The organism is Sandarakinorhabdus rubra, from assembly GCF_010994245.1.
In the GTDB taxonomy this organism is placed as follows: domain Bacteria; phylum Pseudomonadota; class Alphaproteobacteria; order Sphingomonadales; family Sphingomonadaceae; genus Sandarakinorhabdus; species Sandarakinorhabdus rubra.
In genome coordinates this window covers 1-13,118 of the sequence record NZ_WMHO01000057.1, presented here as the reverse complement: position 1 = coordinate 13,118, position 13,118 = coordinate 1, and the positions used below count along the sequence as shown (strand labels likewise).

14 protein-coding genes are annotated in these 13,118 nt (G+C 68.0%); 10 read left to right on the top strand and 4 right to left on the bottom strand.

The annotated features are described in order from the left end of the window. Window positions 1-1,314: gamma-glutamyltransferase family protein (locus GJV64_RS05370; protein ID WP_164156250.1), on the top strand; the 1,314-nt coding region annotated here is incomplete at its 5' end. Between the two features lie 59 nt (window positions 1,315-1,373). Then, window positions 1,374-3,221 (top strand): AMP-dependent synthetase/ligase, encoded by a 1,848-nt coding sequence (locus GJV64_RS05365; RefSeq protein ID WP_164156249.1) that lies wholly within the window; start codon window positions 1,374-1,376, stop codon window positions 3,219-3,221. 32 nt (window positions 3,222-3,253) lie between these two features. Here the strand turns inward: GJV64_RS05365 and GJV64_RS05360 are convergent, their stop codons facing one another. Together GJV64_RS05360 and GJV64_RS05355 are read right to left on the bottom strand one after the other, a co-directional pair. Beyond that, a complete protein-coding gene (locus GJV64_RS05360; RefSeq protein WP_164156248.1) occupies window positions 3,254-5,263 on the bottom strand; it encodes a transglycosylase domain-containing protein in 2,010 nt (669 codons plus the stop codon). Next, entirely contained in the window at window positions 5,263-6,855 is a 1,593-nt protein-coding gene (locus GJV64_RS05355) for a peptide chain release factor 3 (RefSeq protein ID WP_235927611.1), read from the bottom strand. Before GJV64_RS05355 ends, GJV64_RS05360 begins: the two co-directional genes overlap by 1 nt. Window positions 6,856-7,027: 172 nt before the next feature. Here GJV64_RS05355 and GJV64_RS05350 point away from each other — a divergent pair, with 172 nt between their 5' ends. Together GJV64_RS05350 and GJV64_RS05345 are read left to right on the top strand one after the other, a co-directional pair. Then, entirely contained in the window at window positions 7,028-8,077 is a 1,050-nt protein-coding gene (locus GJV64_RS05350; protein WP_235927610.1) for a D-alanyl-D-alanine carboxypeptidase family protein, read from the top strand. A 16-nt stretch (window positions 8,078-8,093) separates the two neighbouring features. Continuing rightward, window positions 8,094-8,474, top strand: a complete 381-nt coding sequence (locus GJV64_RS05345; RefSeq protein ID WP_164156246.1) for a Rid family hydrolase — start codon at window positions 8,094-8,096, stop codon at window positions 8,472-8,474. On the opposite strand, the gene GJV64_RS05340 is transcribed toward GJV64_RS05345, so the two are convergent. Next, entirely contained in the window at window positions 8,471-8,902 is a 432-nt protein-coding gene (locus GJV64_RS05340) for a hypothetical protein (RefSeq protein ID WP_164156245.1), read from the bottom strand. The genes GJV64_RS05345 and GJV64_RS05340 overlap by 4 nt on opposite strands. Window positions 8,903-9,270: 368 nt before the next feature. Here GJV64_RS05340 and GJV64_RS05335 point away from each other — a divergent pair, with 368 nt between their 5' ends. After that, the gene (locus tag GJV64_RS05335; protein ID WP_164156244.1) at window positions 9,271-9,690 is read left to right on the top strand and encodes a hypothetical protein; all 420 of its coding nucleotides are present in this window, start codon (window positions 9,271-9,273) and stop codon (window positions 9,688-9,690) included. Window positions 9,691-9,795: 105 nt separating this feature from the next. Here the strand turns inward: GJV64_RS05335 and GJV64_RS05330 are convergent, their stop codons facing one another. Beyond that, complete coding sequence (locus GJV64_RS05330) at window positions 9,796-10,551, bottom strand: class I SAM-dependent methyltransferase (RefSeq protein WP_164156243.1); 756 nt, start codon at window positions 10,549-10,551, stop codon at window positions 9,796-9,798. 80 nt (window positions 10,552-10,631) lie between these two features. Here GJV64_RS05330 and GJV64_RS05325 point away from each other — a divergent pair, with 80 nt between their 5' ends. The 5 genes from GJV64_RS05325 to GJV64_RS05305 all read left to right on the top strand — a co-directional run. Continuing rightward, entirely contained in the window at window positions 10,632-11,051 is a 420-nt protein-coding gene (locus tag GJV64_RS05325; protein ID WP_164156242.1) for an abscisic acid-deficient protein Aba4 family protein, read from the top strand. Further along, window positions 11,048-11,239, top strand: a complete 192-nt coding sequence (locus GJV64_RS05320) for a DUF1289 domain-containing protein (RefSeq protein ID WP_164156241.1) — start codon at window positions 11,048-11,050, stop codon at window positions 11,237-11,239. Before GJV64_RS05325 ends, GJV64_RS05320 begins: the two co-directional genes overlap by 4 nt. Then, window positions 11,236-12,243, top strand: coding sequence for an LLM class flavin-dependent oxidoreductase (locus GJV64_RS05315; protein WP_164156240.1), 1,008 nt, complete (start codon window positions 11,236-11,238; stop codon window positions 12,241-12,243). Before GJV64_RS05320 ends, GJV64_RS05315 begins: the two co-directional genes overlap by 4 nt. A gap of 15 nt (window positions 12,244-12,258) precedes the next feature. Further along, window positions 12,259-12,693 carry a glycosyltransferase family protein gene (locus tag GJV64_RS05310; RefSeq protein WP_164156239.1) on the top strand — a complete coding sequence of 145 codons (435 nt, stop codon included), beginning with the start codon at window positions 12,259-12,261 and terminating at the stop codon, window positions 12,691-12,693. After that, window positions 12,690-13,118, top strand: a 429-nt coding sequence (locus tag GJV64_RS05305) for a hypothetical protein (RefSeq protein ID WP_164156238.1), incomplete at its 3' end; no start/stop codon positions are given. The genes GJV64_RS05310 and GJV64_RS05305, both read left to right, overlap by 4 nt.

Below are 13,118 nucleotides of genomic sequence, written 5' to 3'. Positions count from 1 at the left end.
GTGGGCGTGCCGGGCAACGTGGCGGCGGCGGCCGAGGCCCACAAGCGCTGGGGCAAGCTGCCGTGGGCGGCGCTGTTCGAGCCCGCCATCCGGCTTGCCGAGGGCTTCCCGATCTCGCCCACGATGGCGCGCTTCATCGCCTTCGGGCAGGACAGCCTGAAGCAGGCCGGGCCGGAGGGCCGGGCGCTGTATTTCGACAAGGAGGGCGCGCCGCTCACCGCAGGCACCGTCTTCCGCAACGAGAAGCTGGCCGCCACGCTGCGCAGCATCGCCGCCGGCGGCCCCGATGCCTTCTACAAGGGACCGATTGCACAAGGCATCGTGAAGACGGTGTCCACCGCCGATGCCAATCCGACCGCGATGACCCTCGCCGACGTCGCCGCCTATCGCGCCAAAGAGCGCACGCCGGTGTGCGGCAGCTATCGCCAGTGGAAGATCTGCGGCATGGGCCCGCCCTCGTCCGGCGGGGTTGGCGTGCTGTCGATGCTGAAGCAGCTCGAGCGCTTCGACATGAAGGGCTTGGGCATGAAGAACCCGGTCGCCTGGCACCTGTTCGCCGAGAGCCAGCGCCTCGCATATGCCGATCGCGACAAGTGGCTGGGCGATGCCGATTTCATCCAGGTGCCGGTGAAGGGCCTCACCGATCCGGCCTATCTTGCCGGCCGCTCGGCGCTGATTACCCCCGGTGGCCGCATCGCGAAGGCCGAAGCCGGCATGCCGGCCGGCGCACCGCCCCGCATGGCCGCGGCCGACAACGAGGTGGCCGGCACCACCAATTTCGCGGTCGCAGATGCCGCCGGCAATGTCGTGACCTGGACGTCGACGGTGGAGAAGACCTTCGGCTCGGGCCTCGTAACCGGTGGCTTCGTGCTCAACAACGAGCTGACCGATTTCAACTTCGATCCGAAGGACCAGGGCGAACTGACCGCCAATCGCGTGCAGCCGGGCAAGCGGCCGCGCTCGTCGATGTCGCCCACGATCGTCTATGATGCCTCAGGAAAGCCGGTGCTGGCCATCGGCGCCGCCGGCGGCACCACCATCATCGCCCAGGTCGCCAAGGCGATCATCGGCGTGCTGGACTGGGGCCTGCCGGTGGAAGAGGCCATCGCCATGCCGCAGCTGATCGCCATCGGCGACCGGTTCGCGGTCGAGAAGGGCACCATGCTGGAAGCCATGATCCCGGCCTTCACCGCCATGGGCCACAAGCCGGTAGCGACCCCGCTGCCGCTGAAGCTGAATGGCGTGCAGCGGGTGGCCGGTGGCTGGCGCGGCGGGGCGGACGCGCGCGGCGAAGGGCGGCCGGCGGGATATTGAGTTCACAGCCGGGAGCGCGGCCAACGCGCCCCGGCAGAGGAGGACGCGGGGAGAGGATCATGCAGCTGAAACTGCCGCCGCTGCGGCCTGCCGCCTTGGCCGCGCGGGTGGACGCGGCGCCCAACCTGGTCAGCCTGTTCCTTGCGCACGCCGCCGAGCAGCCGACCGCCCCGATGCTGCTGTCCAAGCAGGGCGGCCAGTGGCAGACGATCAGCTGGGGCGAAGCGCGCGACATCGTGGCCAGCCTGTCGGCGGCATTGATCGGCATCGGCATCGGCAAGGGCGACCGGGTGGCGCTGGTGTCGGAAAACCGGCCGGAATGGTGCCTGGCTGATCTGGCCATCATGGCCGCCGGCGGCATCAGCGTGCCGGCCTACACCACCAACACCGAAGCCGATCACCTGCACATCCTCACCAATTCGGGCGCGAAGGCGGTGATCGTGTCGGGCCCCAAGCTGGCGAAGACCCTGCTGCCGGCAGCGCTCGCCACCGACAATTGCCGCACCGTGATCGCCATCGAGCCGGTGGCCGAGGTGCAGGGGCTCTCGATCCACGACTGGACAAGGCTGATCGGGGCACGGGCGCCACTCATGGACGAGGACCGCGCCGCGGTCGCGGCACGCGCCACCATGAAGCGCGAGGATCTGGCCTGCCTGATCTACACCAGCGGCACTGGCGGGCTCCCGCGCGGCGTACGCCAGCACCATGGAGCCATCATGCGCAACATCGCCGGCGCCATCACCGTGATCGAGCAGGATTTCTTCCCCGGCGATGTGCCGGGCGAGCTGTTCCTGTCGTTCCTGCCGCTGTCCCACGCCTATGAGCACACCGCCGGCCAGTACATGCCGATCGGGATGGGCGGGCAGATCGCCTATGCCGAGGGGCTCGACAAGCTGGCCAGCAACATCGAGGAGGTGCGCCCCACCTTCATGGTGGTGGTGCCGCGCCTGTTCGAAGTGCTCAGGATGCGCATCGCCAAGCAGATCGAGAAGCAGGGCGGGCTGGCCATCACCCTGCTCAACCAAGCCCTCGCCATCGCGCGCAAGGAGGCCAAGGGGGAATCCCTGTCGCTGGCCGAACGGCTGATCGATCAGGCGCTGGAACGGACCATCCGCAAGTCCATCCGCGCCAAGTTCGGCGGCCGGCTCAAGGCCATGGTGGCCGGCGGCGCGCCGCTCAATCCGGAAGTCGGCATTTTCTTCACTGCCATCGGCATCCCCATCCTGCAGGGCTATGGCCAGACGGAAGCCGGCCCGGTGATCAGCTGCAACCGCCCTCGTGCCAAGCTCAAGATGCACACGGTCGGCCCGCCGCTCACCGGCGTGGAGGTGAAGATCGCGCCCGATGGCGAGATCCTCGTGCGCGGCGAGCTGGTGATGGACGGCTACTGGATGAACGATGCCGAAAGCCACAAGGCGCTGAAGGACGGCTGGCTCTACACCGGCGACATTGGCCATCTCGACAAGGACGGCCACCTCGTCATCACCGATCGCAAGAAGGACATCATCGTCAACGACAAGGGCGACAATGTTGCGCCCCAGCGGGTGGAGGGCATGCTCACCCTGCAGGACGAGATTGCCCAGGCGATGGTGTCCGGCGACAAGCGGCCCTATCTGGTGGGTGTGGTGGTGCCGGAAGCCGAATGGGCGCTGGGATTCGCCCGCGACAAGGGCCTGCCGCCCGACCTTGCCAAGCTGCGTGACGAGCCGGAGTTCGTGCGCGCCATCCAGGCCGCGGTGGACCGGGTCAATTCGCGATTGAGCGTGACCGAAAAGGTGCGCCGGGTGATCGTGGCCGATGAGCCCTTCACCACAGACAACCAGCAATTGACCCCGTCGCTGAAGATCCGCCGCCACGTGCTGCGCCAGGTGTATGGCGAACGGCTGGACCGGCTCTACAAGGATTGAGTCCAGGGGGACTGAGCCCAGAGGGATCGAGCCTACCGGGATTGGGCCGCGTCAGGGGTGCCCGGCGGCGCGGTCGCGTCCGTGTCGGCCGGAATGTCGATCACCGCCGGCAGCGCCTCCGGATTGACCGGCGAGCCATCGAGGTTCAGCTCCATCGTCTCCAGCTCGGCCGCGATGGCATCGACATTCACTTCCACCGGGGCCACGTCGGGAGCGCGCGCGAGTTTGCCCTCGGCTTCCAGCGCGCGTTGCATGAAGCCTTTCCACAGCCGCGCCGGCAGGCCGCCGCCCACGATGCTGGCCGCCATCGGCGAATTGTCGTCATTGCCCACCCACACGCCCACCACCAGATCCTCGGCAAAGCCGATGAACAGGGCGTCGCGGTGATTCTGGGTGGTTCCGGTCTTGCCCCAGGCCGGCACGCCCAGCCGCGCGGCGTTGCCGGTGCCGTTCCTGACCACGGAGGCGAGCAATTGCATCATGTCGGCGCGCACCGGCCAGCTGGTCTTGGTGGCATCCGGCGGGGTCACCTTGTCGGGCCAGGCATCCGGCCGCCACAGGCCGGTGGCGCGCACCGGATAGCGCCCCACCGCCACGGCGGCGAAGGCGCGCGTCATGTCGATCAGCGGGATCGGCGTGGTGCCCAGCGCCATCGCCGGATAGATGCTCACCCCGCCGCTGATGCCCAGCTTCTTCACCTGGGCCGCCACCGCCGGGATGCCGACCTCCTGCGCCAGCTTCACCGCGGCGATGTTGGAGCTGGCGGCAAAGGCGGTGGCGAGGCTGATGGTGCCACGAAAGCGCAGATCATCATTTTTGGGCGCATAGCATTCCCCCGGCTGCTGGCCCGGCTCGCAGATCTCGATCGGTTCATCGACAATGGTGTCGCCCGGCGTCTTGCCGGCTTCCAGCGCCGCCAGATAGACGAACAGCTTGAACGAGGAGCCTGGCTGGCGCTGGGCCTGCGTGGCGCGGTTGAAGCTGCTGGCCTTGTAATCGGCGCCGCCGACCATCGCGACCACCCGGCCATCCAGCCGCATCGCCACGAGCGCGGCCTGGTTGACATTGAGGCCCCGGGCCCGGGCAAGGCCGTCCTTGACGATATCCTCGGCGATGGTCTGCAGCTTGGGGTCGAGCGAGGTCTTCACCACCGTCTCGCCATAGCTGGCCGCGGTCGCCTCGCGCGCTTCGGCCAGCACCCAGTCGGCAAAATAGCTGCCGGTGGGCAGCGGCTTGCGGCCCGGCCGATAGGTGGCCGGCACGGCAACGGCGGCCTGCGCGCGGGTGATCGCGCCGGTGTCCACCATCGCGGCCAGCACCTGTTTCGCGCGGGCCTGCGCCCGCTCCAGGTGCCGGGAGGGGGCGAGGCGGGACGGCGCCTGCACCAGGCCGGCCAGCATCGCCGCCTCACCTAGCGACAGCTGGCCCGGCGCCTTGTCGAAATAGGTGCGCGCCGCCGCCCGGATGCCATAGGCGCCATCGCCGAAATAGACGCTCGACAGGTAATTCTGCAGGATCTCGTCCTTGCTCAGGCGCGCCTCGAGGTAGAGCGCGATGATCACCTCCTGCAGCTTGCGCTTGAGGCTGCGTTCCGACGACAGGAAGCTCGTCTTGGCCAGCTGCTGGGTGATCGTCGAGCCGCCCTGGCGCACTCCGCCGGCCTGCGCATTGGTCACCAGCGCCCGGAAGATGCCGATGGGATCAACGCCAAGGTGATCGCGAAAGCGCCGGTCCTCGATGGCGATGAAGGCCGCCGGCACGTGCGCCGGCAGCTCGCGGATGGTCACCGGCTCGTCCTTGTAGTCGCCGCGCCGGGCAATCGGCTTGCCGGTCATGTCGGTGATCACCAGGCTGGGCTGTTCGGCCGGCAGCAGGGCCCGGCCCAGCGGCGCCGTGGCCACCAGCCAGGCCAGCAGCAGGGCGAACAGGCCGGCCACGACGCCGGCAGCATACCACCAGCGCCAGCGCGATTGCCGCAGCCGCGCCGCTTGCGCCTGCACCTGGGCCAGAAGCGGCGACAGGCGATCGGCCGCGCTGGCCATCAGGCGCGTTCCCGTGTCGCGGAAAAGCGGATCGCCGGGAAGCGTCCCGTGACGAAGTTCAGCTCCCAGCTGTCGCGCGCCATGAACACCGGCGCGCCGTCGCGGTCTTCGGCCATGGCGCCGCGATGTTCGTCGGCAAAGGCCTTGAGATCGGCCGGCGTGCCAATGAGCCAGCGCGCCGTCTCGAACGGGCTGGGCTCGAAGCTGGCGGCGACGCGATATTCCGCCTCCAGCCGGCTGATCAGCACCTCCAGCTGCAGCTGGCCGACAACACCGACAATCCACTGGCTGCCGATCGCCGGCTTGAACAACTGCGTCACGCCCTCCTCCGCCATGTCGGTCAGCGCGGTCTTCAGCTGCTTGGACTTGGTGGGATCATCCAGCTTCACGCGGCGCAGGATCTCGGGCGCGAAATTGGGGATGCCGGTGAAGCTGGCGTCGTCCTTTTCCACGAGGCTGTCGCCGACCCTGAGCACGCCGTGATTGGGAATGCCGATGATGTCGCCGGCAAAGGCTTCTTCCGCGATCTCGCGGTCCTGCGCGAAGAAGAAGATGGGGCTGTTGATGGCAATCTGCTTGCCCGTCGCCATCTGGCGCAGCTTCATGCCGCGCCGGAAGCGGCCACTGGCCAGCCGCAGGAACGCGATGCGGTCACGGTGCTGCGGGTTCATGTTGGCCTGCACCTTGAACACGAAGCCGGTGACCTGGGCGCCGGCCGGATCGACCGCCGCCGGCACCGCCGGCTGCGGGCGCGGGGACGGCGCCAGGGCCGCGAGCGCGGCAATCAGATCGGCGACACCGAAATCCTTCAGCGCCGAACCGAAGATCACCGGGGTCAGCGCGCCGGCGCGATACTGGTCGATGTCGAGCGCGGCATAGCCGCCCTCGGCCAGTTCGGCCTGTTCGCGCAGGCGCCCCGCCATCGGCCCGGCCAGCACGTCGATGCGCGGATCATCGAGGCCAGAGACCTGCTCCACCGGCCCGGCCAGCCGGCTGTCACTGCCGTCCGGGCTGTGGAAGCGGCGCTGCTTCAGATCATAGAGCCCGCGGAACTCGCCGCCCATGCCGGCCGGCCAGTTCAGCGGCGCCACGTCGAGCGCCAGCGTGTCGGCAATCTCGTCGAGCAGCTCGAACGGATCCTTGCCCTCGCGGTCCACCTTGTTGATGAAGGTGATGATCGGCACATCACGCAGTCGGCAGACCTCGAACAGCTTGCGCGTCTGCGCCTCGATGCCCTTGGCGGCATCGATCACCATCACGGCGCTGTCGACGGCGGTGAGCGTACGATACGTGTCTTCGGAAAAATCCTCGTGGCCCGGCGTGTCGAGCAGGTTGAAGACGGTGCCTTCCTTCTCGAAGGTCATCACGCTGGAGGTGACCGAGATGCCTCGCGCCTGCTCGATCTTCATCCAGTCCGACCGGGCTCTGCGGTTCTGGCCACGGGCCCGCACCTCGCCGGCCGCGTGGATGGCGCCGCCGACCAGCAGCAGCTTCTCGGTGAGCGTCGTCTTGCCGGCATCGGGGTGGGAGATGATGGCAAAGGTGCGCCGGCGCGCCACCTCGCCCGCCATTGCCGTCGCTGTTGCGGTCATGCGGGTCGGCCCGATGGCTGGTGCGGCGTGAAGGGCATTGCGCGGCGGCGCATGGCAGAACGGGAGCAAAAGGGCAACATCGCGGCCATCATCACTGGGGCCAAATGCCCACTTGGCAGGGCATGGCACATGGGGTTAACGTTGCATCTTGCGGGGACGGAGGGAAATGGCCTTGGCATTCAGGCATCTGGCCCAGATATTTGCGATTGCGATGGCGGTGCTGTCGCTACCGGCTTCTGCTGCCAGCCTTTACACCGCGCCGCGCTATGCCGCCATCCTGATCGATCATGACACGGGCGAGGTGCTCTACGCCCGCCGCGCCGACGAGACCCGCTACCCCGCCTCGATCACCAAGGTGATGACCCTCTATGTGGCCTTCGAGGAGCTGGCCGCTGGCCGCCTGCGGCTGGATGACGAGATTCGCATTTCCCGCCACGCCTTTGCGCAGGCGCCATCCAAGCTGGGCCTGCGCCCCGGCGCCAGCATCAGCGTGCGCGACGCCTTCGGGGTCATCGCCACCAAGAGCGCCAACGACATCGCGGTGGCGCTGGCCGAGCACCTGGCCGGCAGCGAGACGGCCTTTGCCGCGCGGATGACCGCCACGGCCCGCCGGCTCGGCATGTCGGGCACGCTGTTCCGCAACGCGTCGGGCCTGCCTGATCCCGATCATGTCACCACGGCACGCGACATCGCGTTGCTGTCGCGCGCCATGCTGCGCGATTTTCCCAGCCACTACCCGCTGTTTTCCAAGGTGGAATATGAATACCGCGGGCGCCCGGTGGCCAACCACAATCACCTGCTGAAAACCATGCCGGGCGTCGACGGCATCAAGACCGGCTTTACCAACGCCGCCGGCTTCACGCTCGCGGCGTCGGCCGTGCGCGATGGCAAGCGGCTGGTGGCCGTGGTGCTGGGCGGGCCGAGCCGCACCGGGCGCGACGGCAACATGGCCGACCTGCTGTCGATCGGCTTCGACGTTCTGGAACGCCGCCGGCGCGGCGAGTTCCTCACCGTCGCCAGCCGCTTTGCCGAGCCCGACGATCTGCCTGATGCGGTGATGGACACGCTTGCCAGCGACGTCGCCGCCGTTGACGGCAACATCGCGCTGCCGGCGCGCTCCAGCAGCAGCAGCGCGATCAGCGTGGGCAGCGCCATCGACACGCTGGGCAGCCGCGCCGTGCAACTGGCCGGCGCCGCCAGCGCCGCCCAGCAGCGCCGCTGAACCCGACAACCGCCGCATGATCACCCGACTGGCCTCCGGCGCGCCGTGGGAGGCCAAGGTCGGATATTGCCGGGTCGTGGTGGCCGCGCCCTTCGTCTTCGTGTCGGGCACGGTGGGCCGCAATCCCGAGACCGGCGACCTGCCAGAGGGCGTGGAGGGCCAGTGCGCCAATGCGCTGGCCATCATCGGCCGCGCGCTGGCCCAGGCCGGCACGGATTTCGCCCATGTCGTGCGCGTCACCTGTTATCTGCCCGACCGCAGCGATTTCGAACCCTGCTGGCCGCAGCTGCGCGCCGCCTTTGGCGACAACCCGCCAGCCAGTACTGTGATCTTCGCCGATCTGATCGATCCGGCCATGAAGATCGAGATCGAGGTGACGGCCGCGCTTCCGGCCTAGAACGGCAGGGGCGCCAGATCGGGCGGCACCCAATCCCGCCGCGCCGCCACGCTGAACAGCGTCTCCCGCCGCCAATAGGCCAGCAACCAGTCTGACCGGCCCTGCGCTGAACCCATCAGCGTCGCCAACACCGCATGCAGCGGTGCATCAGCCGCCTGCGCCGCCAGATGCCACGCCGCCGCCCGCAACGAGGCGATGGTGATGCTGTGGTGATAGCCGCCGGTATCGGTGTTGGGCGTCGCGGTCGCCTCATTGTAGCGCATGATCAGCCCGCGCATCGCCTCCGGCGCCGCCAGCTCGGGCCGGTGCCGCAACAGCCACAACGCGGCGGCAAAATGGCCTTCGTGGGTCCATTCCGCCTTGGGCAGGGTGCAATCCATCATCGCTAGCGCCAGCCGCGCGATGTCTTCGTCAGTGGTCAACGTCATACGGTCTTCCTTCGCATCAGACCGCCCGACCAGCACAAAAAACCCCGCCAGTCGGGCGGGGTTGCCTGTGCAGTTGATGGCAGAAGCCGGACTATCCGACCCTCGAACCCACCGCGCACACCAACACCGCCGCTTGTGCGCGGCCTTGTTGGCTGGTCGATATGGCCATCAGGTTCATGAGCGCGTCGTTAGCAGCGGGACATGAAGGGTTCAAGAATGGCTAGCACGGCATGGAATTGACAGAATAAAGGGCCTCCGGCGGGCAGGGTCGCAGACCCTACACCCGTTTGTTTTCGGTGTACCAGCTTAGAGAGTGTCCGCTTGCGCCACCATTGCAGACCTCCGCGTGGTGAGAGATAACGTCGCTTATGATCGACTATAGCGAGGAAGCTACCGCCCTTTTCACTCGCTTTGCCGAGAGGTATCGGTTTGCCTACAGAGTAGAACCTGATGCTCCAATCGAAGTTCTTTGGCGGTTTCCGGCGCAAGACGGACTATCGTTACCTATAACTCTCGGACTTCAGAACGGCGATGAACTCAACTTCGGCGTTGCTGGGTTCTGGTCTTATTTTTTCCCATTTGAAGGGGTCGCCTCCCACTTTGAGTATGTGTTAGACGCATGGGTGAAGGGTGATGCGCGAGTAGTCCATATTGCGCTAGGCGGACGCGCCCTCCAGCTCTTCTATGCTGGCGAGTGGAAGACGGTTTATAGGGCCAACTGTCTTCTTCCAGTGCCAAAACACCCGAAGCGGGCGATCATCAACGAGCCATTTCAACAGCAGCATTGAACGGCTGCAATCCACCCCATAGCTGCAGTCGAGCTCCGCCCGAAAACGAAAGTGGGTGCAGGGACTGAGCCCTTGCCCGCCGGAGGCCCTTCTGCCTTTAAACCGCTACGGCTTCACAAACCGATAGTAAAACCGGTTCGTCTTCCCCCGAAACGCCGGATCGAACACAAGTTTTGTCGGATCATCGCCGGCCACCTCCAGGATCGGCACGCTGCCGGCGAAGCGGAAACCGGCGCGCGCCATGTCGGCCTTCACCACGGCTTCATCGATGCGGTGCGTCTTGTCGGCCTGGGCTCTGCTGTCCATGCCGACAACGCCGTGGTGATCGATGATGATCACCACGCCGCCGGGCTTCAGCGCCTTGAACAGCCGGGCGTTGTAGGCATCGACATCGGTGCGCGGATATTTGAACTTCTCGGACTGCCAGTAGAGGTCGTGATAGGTCAGGTGGAAGAAGGCGGCGTCCAGCCCCTCCGGCATCTCCGCCTCGCCCGGCGCGCCGACGATCAGGGTCACGTTGGGCTGCCGCTTGCGCAGCGCGGTCCACGCCGCCACCGTCTTGGGATCTTCCATGTAGTTGACCGGCTCGACCGCGAAGACCGCGCCCTTGCGCCCGACATGGCGGGCCAGCAGCTCGCTGTAATAGCCCTGGCCGGCCATCACATCCATCACGCGGGCGCCGGGGCGGATCAGGCTCTGCGCCAGCACCGCGGCCGGCATGCGGCCGGCATCGAGTGCCACCATGTCGGCCGGCCGGCCCGGCGCTGCCAGCACATTTTGTGCCGAAACGACATTGGCCGGTGCTGCCGCCAGCAGCAGTGCGGCGAGACCGGCCAGTGCGAATGCGCGCGTCTTCATCATCCATCTCCCCTGTTTTGCCTGATGCTGCCACAGGGGCCGGCGCTTGACCACCACTGGCACCATCGCCACTGTGCGCCGCGATGACGCCTGAAAGCCTGTTCAGTCTCGCCAGCGCCGCCGTGCTGCCCGGCTGGATTGCGCTGGCGCTGGCGCCGCTGGCCCGCGCGAAGGCGGTGCTGGTCGCCCGCGTGGTGGCGGTGCTGCTGGCCGGTCTCTACGTGACGCTTCTTGGCCTTGGCCTCACTGGTGACGGCCCGCCGCCCGGCGCCGGCTTCGACACGCTGGAAGGCGTGCGGCTGCTGCTCTCCAGCCCCCAGGCGCTGCTCGCCGGCTGGGTGCATTATCTGGTGTTCGATCTGTGGGTGGGCAGCTGGGAAGCCGAGGACGCCGCACTGCCGCACTGGCTGCTGTTGCCCTGCCTGGCGCTCACCTTCCTCGCCGGGCCCACCGGCCTGTTGCTCTATCACCTGCTGAAGGCGGCGCGAAGGGTGCAGGCATGACGGCGCTGCGCAGCGTGGCCAGCCCTTGCATCAACGTCTGCCGCATCGACCGGCGCAGTGGCTGGTGCGAGGGTTGCCGGCGCAGCATCGACGAGATCACCGGCTGGCCGCATGCCTCGGACGAAGAGCGCCGCGCCATTCTTGCCCGCCTGCCCGGCCGGGTGGTGAAGAAGGGGCTGTGGCGATGATCCCGCTGAGCGTGCTCGACCAGACGCCGATCCCGGAAGGCGTCACGCCGGCGCAGGCCCTGGCCAATTCGATCGATCTCGCCCGCCATTGCGAGGCGCTTGGGTATCAGCGCTTCTGGCTGGCCGAGCATCATGCCTCTCACGCACTGGCCGGCGCCGCGCCGGAGATCCTGATCGGTGCGGTGGCGGCTGCCACCGGCCACATCCGCGTCGGTTCGGGCGGGGTGATGCTGCCGCATTATTCGCCCCTGAAAGTGGCCGAACAGTTCAGCCTGCTGGCCGGCCTCCACCCGGGCCGCATCGATCTGGGGCTGGGCCGCGCGCCGGGCAGCGACCAGCGCACCGCCATCGCCCTGCAGCAGGATCGCCGCCAATATGCCCCGAACCAGTTCCCGGAAGCGCTCGCCGAGCTGATCGGCTACCTCGAGAACACGCTGCCCGCCGACCATCCGTTCCGCGCCTATGGCGCCACCCTGCCAGGCCTGCCGCACGCGCCCGAACCCTGGGTGCTCGGCTCCTCGCCCGACAGCGTGGCCTTCGCGGCCGATCTCGGCCTGCCCTATTGCCTGGCGGACTTCATCGCACCGCGGCTGGGCGCGCTGGCTGCCAGCTATCGCGCCCGCTTCACGCCCCGGCATGAGGGGGATAACGCGCGCCTGATGGTGGCGGTGTGGACGGTGTGCGCCGACACCGACGAGCAGGCGCAGCGCCTCGCTGCCCCGGCGCGGATGATGTTCGCCCACCTGTTGATGGGCAAGAGCATCGCGGTGCCGCCGCCAGACGTGGCGCAGGCCTGGCTGGCCGACCGGCCGGACGTGGCGCGCACCTTTGCCAGCCGCCGCGTGGTGGCCGGCAGCCCCGCCACCGTCCGCGCCGGGCTGCTGGAGATCGCCAACGAATATGGCGCCGACGAGCTGATGCTGGTCAACATCCTGCACGGCCACGAGGACCGGAAGCGCAGCTACACGCTGGCGATCGAGGCGATGCAGCCGGTGGCGGCCTGAGCGATGCCGAGGCGCGTGCTGGCCATTGCGTCGGGCGGCGGCCATTTCATCCAGCTGATGCGGCTGGCCCCGGCGTGGGAGGGGCACCAGGTGAGCATCGCCACCGTCGATCCCTCTTCCCACGCCGCCGTGGGCGATGCGCCCTTCTTCACCTTCCGCGATGTCAGCCGCGCCGACTGGTGGCGCATCCCCATCACCGCGTTCGACATTGCGCGCATCCTGATCAGGGCGCGCCCGCAGGTGATCATCACCACCGGCGCGCTCCCTGGCCTGATCGCCGCCACGCTGGCCCGCCCGTTCGGGGTGCGGAGCCTGTGGGTGGACAGCATCGCCAACAGCGAGACCCTGTCGGCCAGCGGCGGGCAGGCGGCACGCGTGTGCGATGCCGTGGTCACCCAGTGGCCGCATCTGGCCAAAGGCGGTGTCGAACATTGGGGCAGCGTGCTGTGAGCGGCGTGTTCGTCTCGGTGGGATCGATGATGCCGTTCGACCGGCTGGTGCGTGCCATGGACGAATGGGCCGCCGCCAACCCGGACACGCCCGTGGAAATCCAGATCGGCAAGGGCCGCCACGAGCCGCGCCACGCCCGCTGGGTGCGCACGCTGCCGCTGCCCGATTATCGGGCGAGGGTGGCGACGTGCCGGCTGTTCGTCGCCCATTGCGGCATGGGCTCGATCATCGCGGCGATCGAGGCTGGCAAGCCGATCCTGATGCTGCCCCGGCTGTTGGCACTGGGCGAGCACAACAGTGATCACCAGCTCGCCACCGCACGGCATGTCGGCAGCCGCCCCGGCCTGCACGTCGCCGCCGACGAGGCCGACCTGATGGCGAGGGCGACCGCCCTGCTGGCCGACAGCGGCACGGCGCCAGCGCCG